18 protein-coding genes are annotated in these 20,338 nt (G+C 63.7%); 10 read left to right on the top strand and 8 right to left on the bottom strand.

Translation table 11 applies throughout. The features are described from left to right. The first annotated feature begins 92 nt into the window (after nt 1-92). Nucleotides 93-1,547: a TrkH family potassium uptake protein gene (locus tag MJ643_RS09780; protein WP_013973677.1), complete on the top strand. Its 1,455-nt coding sequence runs from the start codon at nt 93-95 to the stop codon at nt 1,545-1,547. Here MJ643_RS09780 and MJ643_RS09775 read toward each other — a convergent pair. Next, on the bottom strand, nt 1,504-2,565 hold the full coding sequence (locus tag MJ643_RS09775; RefSeq protein ID WP_023662138.1) for an AraC family transcriptional regulator: 1,062 nt from the start codon (nt 2,563-2,565) through the stop codon (nt 1,504-1,506). The genes MJ643_RS09780 and MJ643_RS09775 overlap by 44 nt on opposite strands. A gap of 153 nt (nt 2,566-2,718) precedes the next feature. Between MJ643_RS09775 and MJ643_RS09770 the strand changes: the two genes are divergently transcribed. Further along, nucleotides 2,719-3,030, top strand: a complete 312-nt coding sequence (locus MJ643_RS09770) for a DUF962 domain-containing protein (RefSeq protein WP_013973679.1) — start codon at nt 2,719-2,721, stop codon at nt 3,028-3,030. A 40-nt stretch (nt 3,031-3,070) separates the two neighbouring features. On the opposite strand, the gene MJ643_RS09765 is transcribed toward MJ643_RS09770, so the two are convergent. Further along, nucleotides 3,071-3,883, bottom strand: coding sequence for a UDP-2,3-diacylglucosamine diphosphatase (locus tag MJ643_RS09765; protein WP_013973680.1), 813 nt, complete (start codon nt 3,881-3,883; stop codon nt 3,071-3,073). A 131-nt stretch (nt 3,884-4,014) separates the two neighbouring features. Here MJ643_RS09765 and MJ643_RS09760 point away from each other — a divergent pair, with 131 nt between their 5' ends. Beyond that, complete coding sequence (locus tag MJ643_RS09760; protein ID WP_013973681.1) at nt 4,015-4,788, top strand: AraC family transcriptional regulator; 774 nt, start codon at nt 4,015-4,017, stop codon at nt 4,786-4,788. Between the two features lie 178 nt (nt 4,789-4,966). After that, nucleotides 4,967-5,857, top strand: a complete 891-nt coding sequence (locus MJ643_RS09755; protein WP_013973683.1) for a DMT family transporter — start codon at nt 4,967-4,969, stop codon at nt 5,855-5,857. Between the two features lies 1 nt (nt 5,858). Here the strand turns inward: MJ643_RS09755 and MJ643_RS09750 are convergent, their stop codons facing one another. Further along, nucleotides 5,859-6,140, bottom strand: coding sequence for a SelT/SelW/SelH family protein (locus MJ643_RS09750; RefSeq protein WP_003259082.1), 282 nt, complete (start codon nt 6,138-6,140; stop codon nt 5,859-5,861). 67 nt (nt 6,141-6,207) lie between these two features. On the opposite strand from MJ643_RS09750, the gene MJ643_RS09745 reads away from it, so the two are divergent. Further along, a complete protein-coding gene (locus MJ643_RS09745) occupies nt 6,208-8,394 on the top strand; it encodes a patatin-like phospholipase family protein (RefSeq protein WP_208209633.1) in 2,187 nt (728 codons plus the stop codon). Between the two features lie 123 nt (nt 8,395-8,517). On the opposite strand, the gene MJ643_RS09740 is transcribed toward MJ643_RS09745, so the two are convergent. Both MJ643_RS09740 and recQ read right to left on the bottom strand, forming a co-directional pair. Then, nucleotides 8,518-8,955 carry a MarR family transcriptional regulator gene (locus MJ643_RS09740; RefSeq protein ID WP_013973685.1) on the bottom strand — a complete coding sequence of 146 codons (438 nt, stop codon included), beginning with the start codon at nt 8,953-8,955 and terminating at the stop codon, nt 8,518-8,520. 150 nt (nt 8,956-9,105) lie between these two features. Then, a complete protein-coding gene (gene recQ / locus MJ643_RS09735; RefSeq protein WP_023662314.1) occupies nt 9,106-11,253 on the bottom strand; it encodes a DNA helicase RecQ in 2,148 nt (715 codons plus the stop codon). 246 nt (nt 11,254-11,499) lie between these two features. Between recQ and MJ643_RS09730 the strand changes: the two genes are divergently transcribed. The 3 genes from MJ643_RS09730 (at nt 11,500) to MJ643_RS09720 (ending at nt 14,129) form a co-directional block, all read left to right on the top strand. Further along, on the top strand, nt 11,500-12,087 hold the full coding sequence (locus MJ643_RS09730) for a YecA family protein (protein ID WP_013973687.1): 588 nt from the start codon (nt 11,500-11,502) through the stop codon (nt 12,085-12,087). After that, nucleotides 12,041-12,460, top strand: coding sequence for a YbaN family protein (locus tag MJ643_RS09725; RefSeq protein WP_162097110.1), 420 nt, complete (start codon nt 12,041-12,043; stop codon nt 12,458-12,460). Before MJ643_RS09730 ends, MJ643_RS09725 begins: the two co-directional genes overlap by 47 nt. Nucleotides 12,461-12,770: 310 nt before the next feature. Then, nucleotides 12,771-14,129, top strand: a complete 1,359-nt coding sequence (locus tag MJ643_RS09720; RefSeq protein ID WP_024087551.1) for a TolC family outer membrane protein — start codon at nt 12,771-12,773, stop codon at nt 14,127-14,129. Between the two features lie 42 nt (nt 14,130-14,171). Here MJ643_RS09720 and MJ643_RS09715 read toward each other — a convergent pair whose 3' ends face one another. The 3 genes from MJ643_RS09715 to MJ643_RS09705 form a co-directional block, all read right to left on the bottom strand. After that, entirely contained in the window at nt 14,172-14,771 is a 600-nt protein-coding gene (locus MJ643_RS09715; protein ID WP_013973690.1) for a DTW domain-containing protein, read from the bottom strand. A 164-nt stretch (nt 14,772-14,935) separates the two neighbouring features. Continuing rightward, entirely contained in the window at nt 14,936-16,501 is a 1,566-nt protein-coding gene (locus MJ643_RS09710) for a PAS domain-containing methyl-accepting chemotaxis protein (RefSeq protein ID WP_208209634.1), read from the bottom strand. 139 nt (nt 16,502-16,640) lie between these two features. Further along, the gene (locus MJ643_RS09705; RefSeq protein WP_013973692.1) at nt 16,641-17,534 is read right to left on the bottom strand and encodes a LysR family transcriptional regulator; all 894 of its coding nucleotides are present in this window, start codon (nt 17,532-17,534) and stop codon (nt 16,641-16,643) included. A 225-nt stretch (nt 17,535-17,759) separates the two neighbouring features. On the opposite strand from MJ643_RS09705, the gene speB reads away from it, so the two are divergent. Both speB and MJ643_RS09695 read left to right on the top strand, forming a co-directional pair. Next, nucleotides 17,760-18,710, top strand: a complete 951-nt coding sequence (gene speB, locus MJ643_RS09700) for an agmatinase (RefSeq protein ID WP_013973693.1) — start codon at nt 17,760-17,762, stop codon at nt 18,708-18,710. Nucleotides 18,711-18,843: 133 nt separating this feature from the next. After that, nucleotides 18,844-20,223 (top strand): sodium:solute symporter, encoded by a 1,380-nt coding sequence (locus MJ643_RS09695; RefSeq protein WP_013973694.1) that lies wholly within the window; start codon nt 18,844-18,846, stop codon nt 20,221-20,223. Nucleotides 20,224-20,338 lie beyond the last annotated feature (115 nt).

The following is a 20,338-nucleotide window of genomic DNA, read 5'->3' as shown; positions in this document are numbered from 1 at the left end:
CCTGGCAGGTAAATGTGCGGCCATTCTAGCGTTTACATCACCAGACCCATAGGTAGAATGGCGCCCTTCCGTTTAGAGTCAGAGCAGATCACATGGCGTTGCCGACCTTAAGGATCATTGGTTTCATCATCGGCATCTTCCTGATTACCCTCGCCGTCAGCATGGCCGTGCCCATGGCGACCCTGGTGATCTTCGAACGCACCCGTGACATGCCGTCGTTCCTCTGGTCGAGCCTGATCACCTTCATTGCCGGCCTGGCCCTGGTGCTTCAGGGTCGCCCCGAGCATGTGCACCTGCGCCCGCGCGACATGTACCTGCTGACCGTCAGCAGCTGGCTGGTGGTGTGCGTGTTCGCCGCCCTGCCTTTCCTGCTGACCCAGCACATCAGCTACACCGACGCCTTCTTCGAAAGCATGTCGGGCATCACCGCCACCGGCGCCACGGTGCTCAGCGGGCTGGACAACATGTCACCGGGCATCCTGATGTGGCGGTCGATGCTGCACTGGCTCGGCGGCATCGGCTTCATCGGCATGGCGGTAGCGATCCTGCCGCTGCTGCGCATCGGTGGCATGCGCCTGTTCCAGACCGAATCGTCCGACCGTTCGGAGAAGGTAATGCCGCGCTCGCACATGGTCGCCAAGTCGATCGTGGGGGTATACGTCGGCTTCTCGATCCTGGGCGCGCTGGGCTTCTGGTGGGCCGGCATGAGCCCGTTCGATGCGATCAACCACGCCATGTCGGCGATTTCCACTGGCGGGTTTTCCACCTCCGACCAGTCGCTTGCCAAGTGGGATATCCCGGCCGTGCACTGGGTCGCGGTGGTGGTAATGATCCTCGGCAGCCTGCCCTTCACCCTTTACGTGGCGACCCTGCGCGGCAACCGCAAGGCACTGATCCGCGACCAGCAGGTGCAGGGTTTGCTGGGCATGCTGGTGGTTACCTGGCTGGTGCTCGGCACCTGGTACTGGGCCACCACCAACCTGCACTGGCTCGACGCCCTGCGCCACGTGGCGCTGAACGTGACCTCGGTGGTCACCACCACCGGCTTCGCCCTGGGTGACTACAGCCTGTGGGGCAACTTCTCGCTGATGCTGTTCTTTTACCTGGGCTTCGTCGGCGGCTGCTCCGGCTCGACGGCTGGTGGTATCAAGATCTTCCGCTTCCAGGTCGCCTACATCCTGCTCAAGGCCAGCCTCAATCAGCTGATCCACCCACGCGCGGTGATCAAGCAGAAGTACAACGGCCACCGCCTCGACGAAGAAATCGTGCGCTCGATCCTGACCTTCTCGTTCTTCTTCGCCATCACCATCTGCGTCATGGCGCTGCTGCTGTCTTTGCTTGGTGTGGACTGGATGACCGCCCTGACCGGCGCTGCGGGTACGGTTTCGGGTGTGGGGCCGGGCCTGGGTGAAGTGATCGGCCCATCGGGCAACTACGCCACGCTGCCGGATGCTGCCAAGTGGATTCTCGCCAGCGGCATGTTGCTCGGCCGATTGGAAATCATCACCGTGCTAGTGTTGTGCATGCCGGCGTTCTGGCGCCACTGACCACCTCGGGCTCGGCGCCCAGGCGGGCGCGGTACTCGCTGGGCGTGACATGGAACCAGCGGCGAAACGCACGGTAGAAATTGCTGGGGTCGGCAAAACCCAGCAGGTAGGCGGTTTCCAGCAGGGTCATGCCCGGCTGCGCCAGGTACTGTTCGGCCAGTTCGCGGCGGGTGTCGTCAAGCAAGGTCTGGAAGCTGGTGCCCTCCTCCTGCAGCCGCCGCTGCAAGGTGCGCTGCGACAGGTGCAGGGCCTGGGCCAGGGTTTCGCGCTTGGGCTCGCCCTGCGGCAGGATGCGGCACAATACCTGGCGCACCCGGTGGGTGACCCGGCTTTCCGAGAAACGCGCCAGGTATTCGCCGGCAAAACGGTCATGCAGTATCGCCATGGCTTCATTGGCGGTGGGCAGCGGTGCCTCCATGTCGGCGCGCTCGAACACCAACGCATCGTGCGGCGCACCGAACACCAGCGGCGAATGGAACGCCACCTTGTAGGGTTCGATATTCTTTGGCTGCGGCCCCTGTACCAGCACCCGGCGCGGTTGCACCGGCCGACCGCTGAGCCAGCTGCACAGCGCCAGCGCACAGGCCAGCGATGCTTCGGCGCTGTGCCGGGTCGGTGGCAGGTGGTCGCCGTGTACGGTCAGGATCAGCGAATAGCCCTCGGGGCCGAGGACGAAGCTGAGGTCGGAGCTTTCGGCAATGATGCGCTGGTAACGCACCAGGCGCTCGAAGCCTTCGGCCAGGGTGCGGCTGGACATCAACGCATAACCCACCACATGGAACGATGCCGGGCGCACCACCCGCGCCATGTTCAGGCCTATGGCCTCGTTGCCCGACAGCTCTACCGCCAGTTGCCACAGCCGGGTCATGGAGTCCTGGGGGAAGCGCGCGTCGGGGTCGTCGAGGGCAGCGAAATCCAGCCCCAGCTGCTTGAACATGGCCCGGCAGTCCAGCCCTTCCAGTTCGAGTGCCTTCACGATCCCTGATGCCCAGCTGGCTGACGTGGTTCTTTCGCTCATGACAGGCTTCTTATGCTGACCGCTCCTGCGGTGAACCCCAAGGATATTCAATTGGCGCCTATTGTCACTGATAGGCTTCGCCAGTCACTCTAGACTCGAATCAGGCTCCACGCCGTGCATCTTGTCCAGAAGTGTTAATCCCGGAGCACAGCCATGAACCGCACAGCGCAGTTTCGCAGTTTTGCCGAGTTCTATCCTTACTACCTGGGGGAACACAGCAACCCCACCTGCCGCCGCCTGCACTTCGTCGGCACCAGCCTGGTGATTGCCCTGCTGGCCTACACCATCGGCAGTGGCAAATGGTTGCTGCTGCTGGCCTTGCCGGTATTCGGCTACGGCTTTGCCTGGGTCGGGCATTTCTTTTTCGAAAGGAACCGACCTGCGACCTTTACCCATCCGCTGTACAGCCTGATCGGGGATTTCGTGATGTTCAGGGATATCCTTCTGGGCAAGATCAGCCTGTAGATCTTTTGGGGCTGCTTTGCAGCCCCTGGGCTATCAAGCCCTACGCCGGTTCGCGCAACGCCGCTGCTGCCTTCACCTCTCGCGCCTGTGCTTCCGCCAGCCGATAAAGCTCGATCGTGCCATCCCAATGCTCGATCAGCGCCGTGCACGACTCCACCCAATCCCCGCAATTGAGGTACTCCACCTCCCCCACCTGGCGAATCTCGGCATGGTGGATATGCCCGCACACCACCCCATGAAAACCGCGGCGGGTGCACTCGTGGGCAATGGCATCTTCGAAGTCGCTGATGAAGTTCACCGCGCCTTTGACCTTGTGCTTCAGGTACGCCGACAGCGACCAATAGCCGTATCCATAGCGGGCACGCCAGTGGTTGAGCCAGCGGTTGAGCACCAGGGTGAACTCGTAGGCACGGTCACCGAGGAACGCCAGCCAGCGGTGGTAGCGGGTAATCACGTCGAACTGGTCGCCATGGATCACCAGCAGGCGGCGGCCATCGGCGGTCAGGTGCTCGGCCTCGTCCACCAGCTGGATGTTGCCGAGGATCAGCCTGGAGTAACGGCGCAGGAATTCGTCATGGTTGCCGGTGACGTAGATCACTTCGGTGCCACGCTTGCTCATGGTCAGCAGGCGGCGAATCACGTTGGTGTGGGCTTGAGGCCAGTAGATACCACCGCGCAGCTTCCAGCCATCGATGATATCGCCCACCAGGTAGATACGGTCGGCCTGGTAGCCCTTGAGGAACTGCGACAGGTGTTCGGCCTGGCAGTCGCGGGTGCCCAGATGCACATCGGAAATCCACAGAGTACGCACGCGTTGCTTGCGCGAGGGACGTGACAGTTCGGCATGGGTCATGGGCAGGCTCCGGCGCAGTTTGCTGGAGACTGGCAGGCGCGGATGACAGATCGGTGGCAAAACCGTTACGAGTGATGGACCGCGGGGAATGAGGCACAATGCGCCTCTGCTCTGCGAGGACGCCTCTCCCCATGACCGCCGGCCCGATCCTCTCGCTGCGCCATTACCGCGACAGCCTGATCGCCCACAGCCACGAACACCCACAACTGGTGTTCGGCCTGCGCGGTCGCCTGGACTTCGAGGTGCAGGGGCATGGCGCAGGGATCGATCGACAGGGGTTGATCGTGGTACCGGCGGGCGCCCATCACACCTGCGCCAGCGATGGCGGCAGCGATTGCCTGGTGCTGGATGTACCAGGGGACCATTGGTTGCGCGAGCAACTGGGCGAACATGCAGATGCCAGCCGCCGCCTGCTCGACCGCCCCGCCGCACTGGGCCTGGATGAGCGCCAGCAACAGTTGGTGGACTGGCTGGCGACCAGCCCCATGCACGACCCGCTGATTGCCCGACAAGGGGCAGCGCTGCTGCTGGCCAGCCTCAACCCCACGGCGGCCGCCAGCGTCACAACCAGCCAGCGCCTGCCCTATGCCGCCTTCGATGCACATATCGAGCGGCATGCCGCCTACCCGCTGCAAGTGGCTGACCTGGCGCGCATCGCCGGGTTGTCCAGTGCCCGCCTGCATGCGCGCTTTACTGCGGAATGCGGGATGACGCCGATGGACTACATTCGCCAGCGGCGCTTGCTCAAGGCGCGACGGCTGGTGATGCAGACCTTGCTACCGATGGGAGAGATTGCGGCGCAGGTGGGGTACAGCTCGCAGAGTGCGTTTTCGGCGGCGATGTTGCGGGCGTTCGGGTGTACGCCGTTGGCTTTGCGGCGAGAGTCTGGCGACAAACCACACTAGCCTTGCGACAGAATGCATTCTCCTGAGCCTATACACTTGGCCTGTGCCGGCCCTTTCGCGGGTAAACCCGCTCCCACAGGTACTGCGCAGGCTTCGAAAGCGGTGCAGTAGCTGTGGGAGCGGGTTTACCCGCGAAGAGGCCGACACAGCCAGTAGAGATCTTGAGCAAGGACCACCCATGAACCACCGCACCGCCCTCGGCGCCCTGCACATCGGCGCGCTGTTCTTCGGCCTCACCGGCGTCTTCGGCAAACTGGCCGCCAGCGCCAGCCCGGTGATCATCGTCTTCGGCCGCGCCGCCTTCGCCGTGCTCGCCCTGGCCCTGTTCGCCAGCCTGGCCGGCCCGGGCTGGCAACGCCTGAGCGGCCAGGACGCCCGCCGCCTGCTGCTCGGTGGCGTGCTGCTGGCCGGCCACTGGGTCAGCTTCTTCATCGCGGTAAAGGTTGCCGGTGTGGCCATCGCCACCCTCGGCTTCGCCAGCTTCCCGGCCTTTACCGTGATCCTCGAGGGCCTGCTGTTCCGCGAACGCATCCGCCGCAATGAGGCTTTGCTGGTACTGCTGGTCAGCATCGGCCTGGTACTGGTCACGCCGGCATTCGACCTGGCGAGTGAAGCCACCGGTGGCCTGCTCTGGTCATTGCTGTCGGGGCTGCTGTTCTCCCTGCTGTCACTCACCAACCGCGCCGGCTCCGGCCGCCTGCCTGCAGTGCAGGCGGCGCTGTGGCAGAACCTGGTGGTGGGCCTGTGCCTGCTGCCGTTCGCGGTGCCGGACCTGGCCGGCGTAGCCACCATGGACTGGCTGTGGATCGCCCTGCTCGGCATCTTCTGCACCGGCGTGGCGCACAGCCTGTTCGTCGCCAGCCTGTCGGTGATCAAGGCGCGCACCGCCGCCGTGGTGTTCGGCATGGAACCGGTCTACGGCATCGCCGTGGCCTGGGTGGTGTTCGCCGAAACCCCCACCCTGCGCATGCTGCTGGGCGGTGCACTGATCATCTTCGCCATCGTGCTTTCCAGCCGCCTGGCCGCCGAACAACCGCCCAGGCAGCGGCCACTGGCCGAAAGCGCCTGACTCAGCGGTCGTTGTGACCCAGGTCACGCTGCGGGTCGATCTGGTCGCGCACCCGCTGCTTCAGCACCTTGGCTTCGGGGAAGCCACCGTCGGCTTTGCGCTCCCAGATCTGCACGCCATTGCAGGTAATGCGGAAGATACCGCCGGTGCCAGGCTCCAGGGCCACTCGGCCGAGGTCGTCGGCAAAGGTGCTGAGCAGTTCCTGGGCCAGCCAGGCGGCCCTCAGCAGCCATTGGCACTGGGTGCAATACGTGATGACAATTTCCGGTTTGCTGTCGGCCATGGTGAGGCATCTCCAGATGAGGGGCCGCTTATACTAGCGGTCTTTAGCCCACGGTTTGAGACTCACGATGCGCCGTTTGCTGTTCTGTTTCCTGCTCACCCTCTCCTCCTTCACAGCATTCGCCGCCGAACCGGCCAGGCCCAAGGTTGGACTGGTGCTGTCGGGGGGCGCGGCCCGCGGCCTGGCCCATATCGGTGTGCTCAAGGCCCTGGAGGAACAGGGGGTACGCATCGACGCTATCGCAGGCACCAGCATGGGGGCGGTGATAGGCGGCCTGTATGCCTCTGGCTACAGCGTCGAAGAGCTGGAAAAGCTTGCCACCACCCTCGACTGGCAACAGGCGTTGTCCGATGCCCCGCCGCGCAAGGACGTGCCGTTCCGGCGCAAGCAGGATGACCGCGACTTTCTGGTCAAACAGAAGCTCAGCTTTCGCGACGACGGCAGCCTGGGCCTGCCGCTGGGGGTGATCCAGGGCCAGAACCTGGCACTGCTGCTGGAAAGCAAGCTGGCGCACACCGCCGACACCCGTGACTTCGACAAGCTGCCAATCCCCTTCCGCGCAGTGGCCACCGACATTGCCAGTGGCGAAAAGGTGGTGTTTCGCCGTGGCCACCTGCCCCAGGTGATCCGCGCCAGCATGTCGATCCCGGCGGTGTTCGCCCCGGTCGAGCTGGACGGCCGGCTGCTGGTGGACGGCGGCATGGTCGACAACATCCCGGTCGACGTCGCCCGCGAAATGGGTGTGGACCTGGCCATCGTGGTCGACATCGGCACGCCGCTGCGTGACCGCAACCAGCTGGCCACGGTAGTCGACGTGCTCAACCAGTCGATCACCCTGATGACCCGGCGCAACTCGGAAGAACAACTGGCCAGCCTGCACCGTGACGACATTCTCATCCAGCCACCGCTGACCGCCTTTGGCGTCACCGACTTTGGCCGCGCCAGGGAAATGATCGAGGCCGGCTACCGCGCCACCCGCCTGCTCGACCCGCGCCTTGTCGCCCTGCGCCAGCCCGAAGGTGACAGCAGCCTGGCCGTGGCCCGCTCGCCGCGCCAACGCACGCCGACGATCACCGCGATCAGGATCGAGAACGACTCCAAGGTCAGCGACGAGGTCATCCGCTCGTACATCCGCCAGCCGATCGGTGCGCCGCTGGAGCTAGGTCGCCTGCAGACTGACATGGGCACGCTGTACGGCCTGGACTACTTCGACCGGGTGCAGTACCGCGTGGTACACAAGGGCGACGACAACACCTTGGTGATCAACGCTCGGGGCCGACGCGGTGGCACCGACTACCTGCGCCTGGGCCTGAACCTGTCGGACGACCTGCGCGGCGACAGCGCCTTCAATCTGGGCGCCAGCTACCGGGTAAACGGCATCAACAGCCTCGGCGCCGAATGGCTGACCCGTGGCCAGATCGGCGACCAGCAGGAGTTGTACAGCGAGTTCTACCAGCCGCTGGACGTGGGCTCGCGCTACTTCATCGCACCGTACCTGGACTTCAGCTCGCAGAACATCGAAGCCACCCTGGACAACGACCCGGTGGCCGAGTACCGCCTGGAGCGTTACGGCTTTGGCCTTAACGTGGGGCGGCAGATCGGTACCAACGGTGAAGTGCGCCTGGGCGTGGGCAAGGCCTGGGGAGAGGCCGAGGTGCGCATCGGCGACCAGGACCTGCCCAAGGTCAGTTTCAACGAAGGTTTCTACGAGCTGAAGTACTCGTTCGACACCCTGGACAACGTGTACTTCCCGCACAGCGGCGAGGACATCGGCCTGACCTTGCGCAAGTATGACCAGTCGCTGGATTCCGACCAGGATTACCGGCAGTGGATGTTCAACCTGGACAAGGCCATCAGCAGCGGGCCGAACACCTTCGTGCTGGGCGGGCGCTACGGGCGCACGCTGGATGATACCGAGGTGGTGACGTCGAGCTTCGTGCTGGGTGGCGCGCGGGAGCTGTCAGGCTTCCGCCAGGACTCGGTGTCAGGGCAGAACGTGAGCCTGATGCGCATGGTCTACTACCGCCGCCTGACGCCACGGGCCTACGTACCGCTGGACTTCCCGCTGTACATCGGCGGGTCGCTGGAGCGAGGGCGGGCGTGGAACAACGACAACGAGTTCGACAGTGGGTACATCAATGCAGCGAGCATCTTCCTGGGACTGGAGACGCCGCTGGGGCCCTTGAACTTCACTTATGGTGCCAACAGTGCGCATGAGCAGGCGGTGTACCTGAACCTTGGGCATACCTTCTAGGTGCCGGACACATTGTGGGAGCGGCTTTAGCCGCGAACACCGGCAAAGCCGGTGCCATACACCGCGTTGCATTCTTCGCGGGTAAACCCGCTCCCACAAGCCGCAAAGCGGCCCCAGCCCCCCTCAGGATTTCTCCAGGTTGGCCAGAATCTTGGCATGCACCCGCATGCACACCTGCAGCTCCGCCTCATCCACCCCGGTGAACAGCTCTACCCGCAGTTGATTGGCAATGGTCTCGATCTGGTCGATCAGCGGCTTGGCCGGCGGGCACAGCACTATCTTCTTCGCCCGCCGGTCCTCCAGCACCGCCTGCCGGCGTACCAGCCCCTGCGCTTCCAGGCTATCGAGCAGGCGTGCCAGGGTTGGACCTTCGACGCCCACGCTCTGGGCCAGCTCACGCTGGGTCGGGGCCTCTTCGAAACGGGCCAGGTGCAGCAACACCAGCCAGCGCGCCTGTGAAAGGTTGAGCCCGGCCAGGCGGCGGTCCAGCTCGGCACGCCAACCCCGGGACATCTGGGCCAGCTGCATGCCGAAGCGGTGTTGGTTGTCGGTCAGGGGCATAAGCAACTCATTGAATAGATCTAATTATTAGGCAGCTAACCATGGCCCGTCCCACGAGGCAAGGCTCGGGCACTCTGGAATGTTCGATAATCGTCAAAAAACATGACAAAGGTCAGCAGATGGCAGTTCTGCCTCCGATCCTGTCACCACTTACAGCTCGAACTCGGCCGCCAGCGCAGCCCGCACGCAGTACAGCACGCCCTCCGGCACCCGTCCCCCGAACAGCGGCGCAATCGCAGACACCGGTGGCAGCTCGCCCTCGCCATCGAGGAAGGCATCCTGCACTTCCATCAACAGGTCTTGCGGGAGGTCCAGGGCCTGTTCCAGGCTCAGTTCCTGGCGCCCCAGCGCCTCGGCCAGCAGGCTGTAGACGTTCTTCTCGCTGCAGTTGAGCTGGCCGGCGATCTGCGCCGGGGTCATGCCGGCGCGTGCCAGGCTGACCAGTTCGTGGCGCAGGTCGAGCACTACTTTCGGTGCTTCGTCAGTGCCACCGCTATTGTTCAGCACCTCGAGGAAGGCCTGGCCATAACGCTCCAGCTTGCGCGCGCCCACGCCGCTGACCTGGGCCATGTCGCTGAGGCTGACCGGCTGGCTACGCAGCATCTCCAGCAGCGTCGAGTCGGGGAAGATGACATAGGGCGGCACGCTGTGCTCCTCGGCCAGCTTGCGCCGCAGGGTACGCAGTGCTTCCCACAGCTCGCGCTCTTCGGCACGCACCAGCTGGCTGGCCGGGCTGCCGCCACTGGACGACGAGGTCCTGGCGGTGGTCTGCGGCTTGAGGTCACGGCGCAGCTGCAAGGTCACCTCGCCCCGCAGCAGCGGCCGGCAGCTGTCGGACAGGCGCAGGCCACCGTAGCCTTCCAGGTCGATATCGACCAGGCCGCGCGCCACCAGCTGACGGAACAGCGAACGCCACTCGACCTCGGCCAGCCCCTTGCCGACGCCAAAAACCGAGAGTTTTTCGTGGCCGAAATTGCGCACCTTTTCGGTGTCCTTGCCCAGCAGCACGTCGACCAGGTGCCCGACGCCGTAGCGCTGGCCGGTGCGGAACACCGCCGACAGCGCCTGACGGGCAGGCTCGGTGGCATCCCAGGTCTGCACCTGGTCGACACAGTTGTCACAGTGCCCGCACGGTTGCTCGAGGGTTTCGTCGAAATAGGCCAGCAGTGACTGGCGGCGGCAGCGGGTTTCTTCGCACAGGGCCAGCATGGCGTCGAGCTTGTGCTGCTCGATGCGCTTGTGGCGCTCGTCACCTTCGGAGTTCTGCAGCATCTGCTTGAGCATGACCATGTCCTGCAGCCCGTAGGCCATCCAGGCATCGGACGGCAGCCCGTCACGGCCGGCACGGCCGGTCTCCTGGTAGTACGCCTCGAGCGACTTGGGCAGGTCAAGGTGGGCAACAAAACGCACGTTCGGCTTGTCGATGCCCATGCCGAAGGCAATGGTGGCGACCATGATCAGCCCTTCCTCGTTGAGGAAACGGTGCTGGTTGGCCGCGCGCGTCTCGGCTGCCAGGCCGGCATGATACGGCAGCGCCGGGAAGCCCTGGTCACAGAGGAAGGCAGCGGTTTCGTCGACCTTCTTGCGTGACAGGCAATAAACGATACCGGCGTTGCCGCGGCGCTCGCCGAGGAAAGCCATCAGCTGCTTGCGCGGCGCCTCCTTGGGCACGATGCGGTAGAAGATGTTGGGCCGGTCGAAACTCGACAGGAAGCGTTCGGCGCCTTGCAGGTGCAGGCGCTGGACGATCTCTTCACGGGTGCGCATGTCGGCGGTGGCGGTCAGCGCTATGCGCGGCACATGCGGGAACAGCTCGGCCAACTGGCCCAGTTGCAGGTATTCGGGGCGGAAATCGTGGCCCCATTGCGACACGCAGTGGGCCTCGTCGATGGCGAACAGCGAGATATCCAGGTCGCGCAGGAAGTCGAGCATGCGCGGCTGCACCAGGCGTTCCGGCGCCAGGTACAGCATCTTCACTTCGCCACGGCGCAGGCGCCCGGCCAGGTCACGCTGCTGCTCCGGGGTCAGCGTGGAGTTCAGCGCGGCGGCCGGCACACCCAGTTCGTCGAGCGTGGCGACCTGGTCATCCATCAGCGCGATCAGCGGCGAGACCACCACTGTCAGGCCCGGACGCAGCAGCCCCGGTACCTGGAAACACAACGACTTGCCGCCGCCGGTGGGCATCAGCACCAGGGCATCACCGCCATTGGCCACGCAGTCGATGATCGCTGCCTGGCGCCCGCGGAAACTGTCGTAGCCAAAGACGTCCTTGAGAACGCGCTGAGCCTGTTCGAGCATGTGCAACTCCACAAATCGCCGTACCATCCCGGATACAGGCTGGACGAAAAACCCGCCCCGCACACGCCAAATGCGTAAGCGGTTTTTGCCAGGCGGCCGGCAAATCCTGCCCCTGGATGAAAAATCGCGGAGTATACCGCAGCACCGCCCCGCGCAGGGCACCACGGCGATAGACGTTCCCTTTACCCCGCTGCCGTCGCAAGGTGCTAGAATTCGTTATCGTTTATTCCCCAAGGTAGCCCTGTAATGTCCTTCGCCGAGCAACTGACCCGCCTGCAAGCCTTCCTCGACGCCGACGAGCTGCACGAAGAAGCGCTGGACTATGTCGCCGCCCACGGCTACCTCACCGCCCTGTCGATCAATGCCGAGGAAGTGCCCGAGCGCGAATGGATCGACGCCCTGTTCGCCGAAGAGCCGCACTACGCCAGCGACGCTCAGCGCACCGAGATCGAGGCCACCCTGGTGGCGCTGAAAGCGCACATCGCCCGCCAGCTGGCCAGCGACGACGAATTCGAGCTGCCGTGCGACCTCGACCTGACCGAAGAGCCAGACGATTCCGACCTGCGCGGCTGGTGCATCGGCTTCATGGAAGGCGTATTCCTGCGTGAAGAGGCCTGGTTCGAGAACGCCGAGGAAGAAGTCAGCGAGATGCTGCTGCCAATCATGGTCGGCTCGGGCCTGTTCGACGAACAGCCGGAGTTCGCCGACATCGCCAGCAACGCTAACCTGCAGGACGACATGATCGTACAGATCCCCGAAGCACTGACAGCGCTGTTCCTGCTGCTGCATGCCCCTGACGAAAAGCCGGCACTGCTCAAGCCACGTCACCACTAAGTCGCCTGTGCGCTACCTGCTGCTGGCCACCGGCTGGCTCAGCGTCGCGTTGGGGGTGTTGGGGATATTCCTGCCGGTATTGCCCACCACCCCGTTCCTGCTATTGGCGGCTGCCTGCTTTGCCCGCAGCTCGCCGCGCTTTCACCACTGGCTGGTCCATCACCCCAAGCTCGGGCCATGGATCCGTGACTACCTCAGTGGTGAAGGCATCCCCCTCAAGGGCAAGGTCTACGCCATCGGCCTGATGTGGGCCAGCATCGGTCTGTCGTGCTATCTGGTGCCCCTGTTCTGGGCACGTATCTTCATGTTGTCCAGTGCCGTCCTGGTAAGCCTGTATATCCTCAGACAGAAAACCCTGCACAAGCCAAAGTGACAATATTTTGTCGCCAAATATCACTTTCGCCTAATTCGTGCTTCCCTTAGCCGAAATGATTCTGGAACTCGGTTAAAGCCCTGTATTCATTGGCCTTAATGGAGTTTTTCGCCGCCATTTCCAGTGTTCATCTGCGAGCCTGTTAGATGATTTATTTATGTTATGGCAATTTTTATGAATAAATCTTCTTGTCTATCGCGTTGAATGTACTTAGCTGTGTTATTAAAAACCTGCAACACTATATGAAATAACTTTATCGTCATTTTTTTGGCGATTAGCAGGATCAATTCCAAGATCAGGGAGATGTACCATGCGCGTTTTGAACCCCATCACCAGTGCATTATTGTTGGCCCTGGCGAGTGCCAACGTACAGGCGATGTCGATCACAGAGGCTGTCCAGAGCGCCGTGGACTACCACCCGCAGGTCAGCTCCAACCGCAACAGCAAGCTGTCTGCCGATGAAGATGTGAAGTTTGCGCGTGGTGGCTACTACCCTTCCGTGGATCTGGTTGCCGGCTATGGCCGCCAGCGTTCTGACAACACCACGACTCGTGCCGAGGGCAACCACAACAAGGAAACCCTCAACTACACCCAGTCCGAGCTGCGCCTGCGGCAGATGATCTTCGACGGCTTCAACACCTCGAATGAAGTGGGCCGCACCGAAGCGGTCTCCACCTCCCGCGCCTACTACACCCAGGCCGTTGCCCAGGATGTCGCTCTGCGCGCAGTCGAGGTGTACCTGGAAGTGCTCAAGCGCCGTGAACTGGTGACTCTGGCCAAGAACAACCTGCAAGCCCACCTGCGCGTCAACGACCAGATCGGCTTGCGCAGCGAGCGCGGCGTCGGCAGCACCGCCGACCTTGACCAGTCCCGCGCACGTCGCGCCCTGGCGGAAAACAACCTGGACACCGCCGAAGTCGACCTGGCCGATGCCGAGGCCAACTTCTTCAGCGTCGTCGGCCGCATGCCGGACGAGCTGGAAAGCCCGCAGTCCATCAAGGGCGAGGTGCCTGGCACCCTCGATGAAGCCCGCGACGGCATGCGTCAGAACAACCCGTACATCAAGTCTGCGCAGGCTGACGTCAATGCTGCCGAGCAGCAATACGAAGTGGCCAAGTCGACCTTCTACCCACGCTTCGACGCCATTCTGGCTACCGGTGCCAACAACAACACCGGTGGCGAGAAAGGCCACAACAATAACGACTGGCAAGCCGGCGTGGAGATGAACTACAACCTGTTCCGCGGTGGCAGCGACAAGGCTCGCCTGCAGTCCGACGCGCACAAGATCAACCAGGCCCTGGACATCCGCAACAACGCCCTGCGTGAGCTGACCGAAAACCTGAGCCTGGCGTGGAACGCCATGAACAACGCCAGCAAGCAGCTGCCGACTGCGCGTGAATACGCCGAGACCACCAAGCGCGTGCGTGCCGCCTATCAGGACCAGTTCGGCCTGGGTCAGCGCACCCTGCTTGACGTGCTGGACAGTGAAAACGAGCTGTACAACGCCGATCGTCGCTACACCGAGGTGCGTTATACCGAGGAGTTCTCGCGCTACCGCGTGCTGGCGACCATGGGCGAGCTGTTGACCAAGCAACGTATTTCGCTGCCGCCGGAAGCGCTGGCTACCACCGAAGTACGCACCGAGGCGCGTTTGCCTGATATGCGTTGATCGGGTTCGAGATAGCCGGGGCCGCTTTGCGGCCCCCTGCCCTCACTCACTACCATGGTTACGCTGGAACGTCTCCAAACCCATGGCCCTGATCTGCCCCTCGATCAACGCCTCGAACGGTGCCAGCAGCGCATCGAAACAGGCAGGCTGCTCCAACGCGTTCAGCGCTCCCACCACCGCCTCGATAGTCGATAACGCCCCCGCCTCCGGCGCCTTGCGCAAGCGGTAGCGTGAAGGCGCGACAGCCCCCAGGGTGACTCGCGGCAACGCCTCCAGCAACGGGTTCAGGTAGAGCAGCTTCCGCGCCTTGCGCCAGGTGCCGTCGGGCACGATCAACAGCAAGGGTTTGTCGTCCGTCTCGCCATAGGCAACCAACTCCTGGGCGTCGCCGCCCGGGAACAGCAGGGCCGGCCGGTAACCGGAAGTCGCCAGCAATTCGTTCAAGTCCTCGAACACCTCGCCTACCCGCAACTCGGCGTTGTTCAGGCCAAGGGCGGCCAAGCGGGCGGTATTCAGGGCATGGGCGGTTTCACTGGGGTGCTGCAGCAGGATGACGCGGGTACGGCTGTCGAGCGCAGGGATCAGTGAACAGAGGCAATGGTCGAGCGGGCGCTGGCAGCGCTCGCAGCGGGGTCTGGGCATGGGGTTCTCCTTGGCGGGAACAGTTTGCCACAGAACCGGGGCCCGCTTTGCGGGCCATTCGCCGGCAAGCCAGCTCCCACAGGATCACCACAGACCTGGGCCTTGTGCAATACCTGTGGGAGCTGGCTTGCCGGCGAAAGGGCCGCAAAGCGGCCCCGGCGATCTCAACGGTTGAACCGCTCTGCCAGGCTATGCAGGTATTCCGCCATGCGTTCCAGGTCCTGGCTGATTTCCGCGCCCTGCCTGGCCTGCCCGGCACTCTGGTCGCACAGGTGAGCTATGCGCACGATCTGCTGGTTGATGTCCTCGGCCACATGGCTCTGCTGCTCCGACGCCGTCGCCATCTGCTGGCTCATGCCGGTGATGCGGCTGACCGCCTGGGCAATCCCGCTCAACGCTGCCTGCACCGCCTCTACACTGTGCACGCTGTCCCGCGAGATCTGTTCGCCGCGGCTGGCGGTGCTGACCGCGCGCTCTGCCCCGGCGCGCAACGAGGCGATGATCTGGTGGATCTCCTCGGTCGAGGCACGGGTGCGCTGGGCCAGCGAACGCACCTCGTCGGCCACCACGGCAAACCCGCGCCCCTGTTCGCCGGCACGCGCCGCCTCGATGGCTGCGTTGAGAGCCAGCAGGTTGGTCTGCTCGGCGATCGAGGTAATCACATCGACCACGCTGCCGATCGACTGGGTCTGCTCGGCCAGGGCATTGACCGCCTGGCCGATGTCGTTGACCGCATTGCTCATGCTGCCCATGGCTTGCAGGCTCTGCATCGCCAGCTCGCTGCCCTGTTGCGCCAGCTGGTCGGCATCGCCCGCTGCGTGCGCCGTGCTCTGCACGTTGTGGGTAACCTGCTGGATGGTCGCCGCCATCTGCGCGATGGCGGCGGCGGACTGGTCGGTCTCGTTGCGCTGGCGGTCGAGCATCTGTGCCTGGGCATCGGACAAGTCGGACGACTGCGCTGCCCGCGACTTCACCCCGACCCCGGCATCCACCAGGCGGGTCAAGGCCGTTTGCAGGCGTGCTTCTTCACTGATGATGGCAAGATCCAGCTGGCCTTGCAGGCCTGGGTTATCACTGTAGGTCAGTGCCACCAGCGGGCTGGTGAAGGCCTTGGGATGCTCGGCCAGCGTGCGGCGGACCGCCTGGTTCTGCCGGTGCTCGACCAGATACCAGGCCAGCAGCAGGCTGGCCATCAGCACCCCGAGCGCCGCGTAGGGCGGTAGCCACAGGTAGCCCGCCGCCGACAGCAGGCCCGCACTTATCAATGGCCAACCGTGGCCCAGGCCATGCAGCAGGCGGGCCGCCCACGGCACCGGTGTGCGGCCGGCCCGCAGGCGCGCATACAACGCCTCGGCGCGACGGATCTGCTCGCGAGTGGGCACCGAGCGCACCGACTCGTAACCACTGATGCGGCCCTGCTCATAGATGGCCGTGACGTAGGCGCTGACCCAGTAGTAATCACCGTTCTTTGCCCGGTTCTTGACGACCCCCATCCACGGTTTGCCTTGCTTGATGGTTTCCCACATGTGGCCGAACACTGCCGGCGGCATGTCCGGGTGGCGCACCAGGTTGTGGGGTTGGCCGACCAGCTCGTCGTAGGTGAACCCGCTGATCGCCACGAAAGCGTCGTTGCAGTAGGTGATGCGGCTGTTGAGGTCAGTGGTGGAAATCAGGCGTTGATCGTTGGGAAAGGTTCTTTCGTGCTCAGTGATGGGCAAATTCATGCGCATCTTGGGCAATCCTTGCAGGATGAAAGGGAGGTAGACAGCAGCACACGCAAATTTGATATATAGCAGGACGCCATTATGTTGTCGGTCGACAGCACCAACAATTTAACGGGTGCCGACGAAATACAGCATATGCCGGGCTTCAGCCCACGTTGAGCTGGCTTTTGAGGAGGTCGCGGAAGGTCTGGATCAATGGCTCGCGGCTGCGCCCGCGGCGAATGATCAGCGAGAACGGTGCCTGGTAGCCGAAGGTCGACGGCGACAGCACGCGCAAGTCGCCCTTGTCGACCCAGGCCTGGGCATAGTGCTCGGGCAGGTAGCCGATGTAGGCCCCGGACAGAATCAGGATCAACTGCGCCTCCATGCTCTCCACCGTCGCCGCGCTGTGCTTGAAGCCATGCCGGGCCAGTTCGGCCTGGCTCCAGTAGCCACGCCCGACCATGCGCTGCTGGGTCACCACCTGCTCGGGGATGCGCCGTTCGGCATACAACGGGTGGCGGCTGCTGCAGTACAGCCAGTGCTGCTCACGGTACAGCGGCTGGTAGAGCAGCCCGCTCATGCGCGAGGAGAACGCCCCGATCGCCAGGTCCAGACGGTTGTCCTGCACGCCCAGTTGCAGCTCGTAAGGGCTGGATACCGACAAGTGAAGGTGTACCGCCGGGTGTTCCTGGCTGTAGGCGCCGATGGCTTCGGCCAGCGGCAAGGCCCTGTCACCGACCGTGGAGTCGATCACCCCCAGGTTGAGGGTGCCACGCAACTCGCCCTTGAGGGCGGCGGCGTACTGTTCGAAGCCGTCCAGCTCGGCCAGCAGGCGCAGGGTTTCCTGATGGAACAGCTCGCCCTTGCTGGTCAGGCTGAAGCCGCCACGGCCACGATGGCACAGCACGATCCCCAGGGCACCTTCCAGCTGGCTCATGTAGGTGCTGATGGCCGAGGTCGACAGGTTCAGCTCGCGCTGGGCATTGGCAAAGCCCTGGTGGCGCACCACGCTGACGAAGATGCGCAGCAGTTTCAGGTCGGGCAAGGTCGAGGCCATGGTGCAACGGTTCCGCAGGGGGTATTAGCGCGCAGTCTAACCGCTCTGCCGCCTTTAGTTCAGAAATTCCTGAACTAAGTATTTGCCGGTAGCGATTTTTCCCCGGCACTACCTTCAGCAGACTTGGCCGAAATGTCCCTGCCCGCCGGCAAGACCACACCTGGAAGGCGCGCGGCGGCACAGGTTCGAACAAACAGAACAATCGACCGACTGATGAGGCCCACCGTGGACAAGATCCTCCACCAACCACTGGGCGGCAACGAAATGCCGCGTTTCGGCGGCATCGCCACCATGCTCCGTCTCCCCCACCTGCAAAGTGCCCAAGGCCTGGACGCCGCCTTCATCGGCGTGCCACTGGACATCGGTACTTCGCTGCGCTCCGGCACCCGTTTCGGCCCGCGTCAGATCCGCGCCGAATCGGTGATGATCCGCCCGTACAACATGGCCACGGGAGCTGCACCGTTCGACTCGCTGTCGGTGGCCGACATCGGTGACGTGGCGATCAACACCTTCAACCTGCTGGACGCCGTGCGCATCATCGAAGAAGCGTATGACGAGATCCTCGAGCACAACATCATCCCGCTGACCCTGGGTGGCGACCACACCATCACCCTGCCGATCCTGCGCGCGCTGCACAAGAAGCACGGCAAGATCGGCCTGGTGCACATCGATGCCCACGCCGACGTCAACGATCACATGTTCGGCGAGAAGATCGCCCATGGCACCACCTTCCGTCGTGCCGTGGAAGAAGGCCTGCTCGATTGCGAGCGCGTGGTGCAGATCGGCCTGCGCGCCCAGGGCTACACCGCCGATGACTTCAACTGGAGCCGCCGCCAGGGCTTCCGTGTGGTCCAGGCCGAAGAGTGCTGGCACAAGTCGCTGGAACCGCTGATGGCCGAAGTGCGCGAAAAGGTCGGCGGTGGTCCGGTGTACCTGTCGTTCGACATCGATGGCATCGACCCGGCCTGGGCTCCCGGTACCGGCACCCCGGAAATCGGCGGCTTGACCACCATCCAGGCGATGGAGATCATTCGCGGCTGCCACGGCCTGGACCTGATCGGCTGTGACCTCGTCGAAGTCTCCCCGCCTTACGACACCACCGGCAACACCTCGCTGCTCGGTGCCAACCTGCTGTTCGAGATGCTCTGCGTGCTACCGGGCGTAGTGCGTCGTTAATACCGCTATACCCCGGCAGGAGCCATGAGGGAGGGCCACAGAGGCCCGCCAACAACACGACAAGACCGCCGGGCGCCGTGAACCCGCCCGCGTGGTCGATCTCGCCATAATAAAGATAATCGGGAGACCCCCAATGGCCTTGGACATCATTGTTGTAATGATCTATACCGCCGGCATGCTCGGGCTTGGCTGGTACGGCATGCGGCGCGCGAAAACCCATGAGGACTACCTGGTGGCCGGGCGCAACCTCGGCCCGGTCCTGTACATGGGCACCATGGCCACCACCGTACTCGGTGGCGCTTCCACCGTCGGCACCGTACGCCTGGGCTACGTCCACGGCATCTCCGGCTTCTGGCTGTGCGCAGCCCTGGGCCTGGGCATCATCGCCCTCAACCTGTTGCTGGCCAAACCCTTGCTGCGCCTGCGCATCTTCACCGTGACCCAGGTGCTGGAACAGCGCTACAACCCGGCCGCACGCCAGGCCAGCGCCGTGATCATGCTGGCCTACGCACTGATGATCGGCGTCACCTCGACCCTGGCCATGGCCACCGTATTGCAGGTGCTGCTCGACCTGCCGTTCTGGGCCTCGCTGCTGCTGGGCGGTGGTGTGGTGGTGCTGTACTCGACCATTGGTGGCATGTGGTCGCTGACGCTGACCGACATCGTCCAGTTCGTGATCAAGACAGTCGGCCTGATGTTCATCCTGCTGCCGGTGTGCCTGTACAAGGCCGGTGGCTGGGACACCTTGGTGGCCAAGCTGCCGGCGGCCAGCTTCCAGCTGACCACCATTGGCTGGGACACCATCATCACCTACTTCCTGATCTACTTCTTCGGCATCCTCATCGGCCAGGACATCTGGCAGCGGGTGTTCACTGCCCGTGATGAGAAGGTCTGCCAGCGTGCCGGCACCACCGCCGGTGTGTACTGCATACTGTACGGCCTGGCCTGCGCCGCGATCGGCATGGCTGCGCATGTGCTGATGCCCGACCTGGCCAACCCGAATAATGCCTTTGCCGAGATGATCAAGACCACGCTGCCGGATGGCATCCGTGGCCTGCTGATGGCAGCGGCGCTGGCCGCCATGATGTCCACCGCCAGCGCCGGCCTGCTGGCTGCGTCCACCACCCTGACCGAAGACCTGCTGCCCAAGCTGCGTGGCGGCAAGGCGTCGAGCCTGGGCGTCAGCCGCCTGTTCACCCTGCTCACCGGCCTGGTGGTGCTGGGCATTGCGCTGGTGGTGAACGATGTGATCAACGCCCTGACCCTGGCCTACAACCTGCTGGTCGGCGGTATGCTGATCCCGCTGATCGGGGCGATCTTCTGGAAGCGCGCTACCACCGCCGGGGCTATCGCCAGCATGTCGCTGGGCTTTGCCACCGCGCTGCTGTTCATGTTCAAGGATGGGCTGGAGGCCAATACGCCGATCTACTACAGCCTGGCAGTTGGTCTGGTCAGCTTTGTGGTGGTCAGCCTGATGTCGCGTAAATCGGTAGCGGCGGTTAAGCTGGCCTGATAGGTCCCGGTTGCCTGTACTGGCCCTTTCGCGGGTAAACCCGCTCCTACAGGAATATCACAGGCCTCGAGTGCTGTGGGTTACCTGTGGGAGCGGGCAAGCCCGCGAAGAGGCG

The organism is Pseudomonas sp. PNPG3 (assembly GCF_023093815.1).
Classification (GTDB): domain Bacteria; phylum Pseudomonadota; class Gammaproteobacteria; order Pseudomonadales; family Pseudomonadaceae; genus Aquipseudomonas; species Aquipseudomonas asiatica.
Note: the sequence above shows the minus strand (reverse complement) of the source record. Positions and strands in the feature narration are given on the sequence as shown.

Excerpts from the sequence above, each read along its gene's own strand:
- MJ643_RS09780 (WP_013973677.1), top strand. The coding sequence starts at position 93 with ATGGCGTTGCCGACCTTAAGGATCATTGGTTTCATCATCGGCATCTTC.
- MJ643_RS09775 (WP_023662138.1), bottom strand. The coding sequence starts at position 2,565 with ATGAGCGAAAGAACCACGTCAGCCAGCTGGGCATCAGGGATCGTGAAG.
- MJ643_RS09770 (WP_013973679.1), top strand. The coding sequence starts at position 2,719 with ATGAACCGCACAGCGCAGTTTCGCAGTTTTGCCGAGTTCTATCCTTAC.
- MJ643_RS09765 (WP_013973680.1), bottom strand. The coding sequence starts at position 3,883 with ATGACCCATGCCGAACTGTCACGTCCCTCGCGCAAGCAACGCGTGCGT.
- MJ643_RS09760 (WP_013973681.1), top strand. The coding sequence starts at position 4,015 with ATGACCGCCGGCCCGATCCTCTCGCTGCGCCATTACCGCGACAGCCTG.
- MJ643_RS09755 (WP_013973683.1), top strand. The coding sequence starts at position 4,967 with ATGAACCACCGCACCGCCCTCGGCGCCCTGCACATCGGCGCGCTGTTC.
- MJ643_RS09750 (WP_003259082.1), bottom strand. The coding sequence starts at position 6,140 with ATGGCCGACAGCAAACCGGAAATTGTCATCACGTATTGCACCCAGTGC.
- MJ643_RS09745 (WP_208209633.1), top strand. The coding sequence starts at position 6,208 with ATGCGCCGTTTGCTGTTCTGTTTCCTGCTCACCCTCTCCTCCTTCACA.
- MJ643_RS09740 (WP_013973685.1), bottom strand. The coding sequence starts at position 8,955 with ATGCCCCTGACCGACAACCAACACCGCTTCGGCATGCAGCTGGCCCAG.
- recQ (WP_023662314.1), bottom strand. The coding sequence starts at position 11,253 with ATGCTCGAACAGGCTCAGCGCGTTCTCAAGGACGTCTTTGGCTACGAC.
- MJ643_RS09730 (WP_013973687.1), top strand. The coding sequence starts at position 11,500 with ATGTCCTTCGCCGAGCAACTGACCCGCCTGCAAGCCTTCCTCGACGCC.
- MJ643_RS09725 (WP_162097110.1), top strand. The coding sequence starts at position 12,041 with ATGCCCCTGACGAAAAGCCGGCACTGCTCAAGCCACGTCACCACTAAG.
- MJ643_RS09720 (WP_024087551.1), top strand. The coding sequence starts at position 12,771 with ATGCGCGTTTTGAACCCCATCACCAGTGCATTATTGTTGGCCCTGGCG.
- MJ643_RS09715 (WP_013973690.1), bottom strand. The coding sequence starts at position 14,771 with ATGCCCAGACCCCGCTGCGAGCGCTGCCAGCGCCCGCTCGACCATTGC.
- MJ643_RS09710 (WP_208209634.1), bottom strand. The coding sequence starts at position 16,501 with ATGCGCATGAATTTGCCCATCACTGAGCACGAAAGAACCTTTCCCAAC.
- MJ643_RS09705 (WP_013973692.1), bottom strand. The coding sequence starts at position 17,534 with ATGGCCTCGACCTTGCCCGACCTGAAACTGCTGCGCATCTTCGTCAGC.
- MJ643_RS09695 (WP_013973694.1), top strand. The coding sequence starts at position 18,844 with ATGGCCTTGGACATCATTGTTGTAATGATCTATACCGCCGGCATGCTC.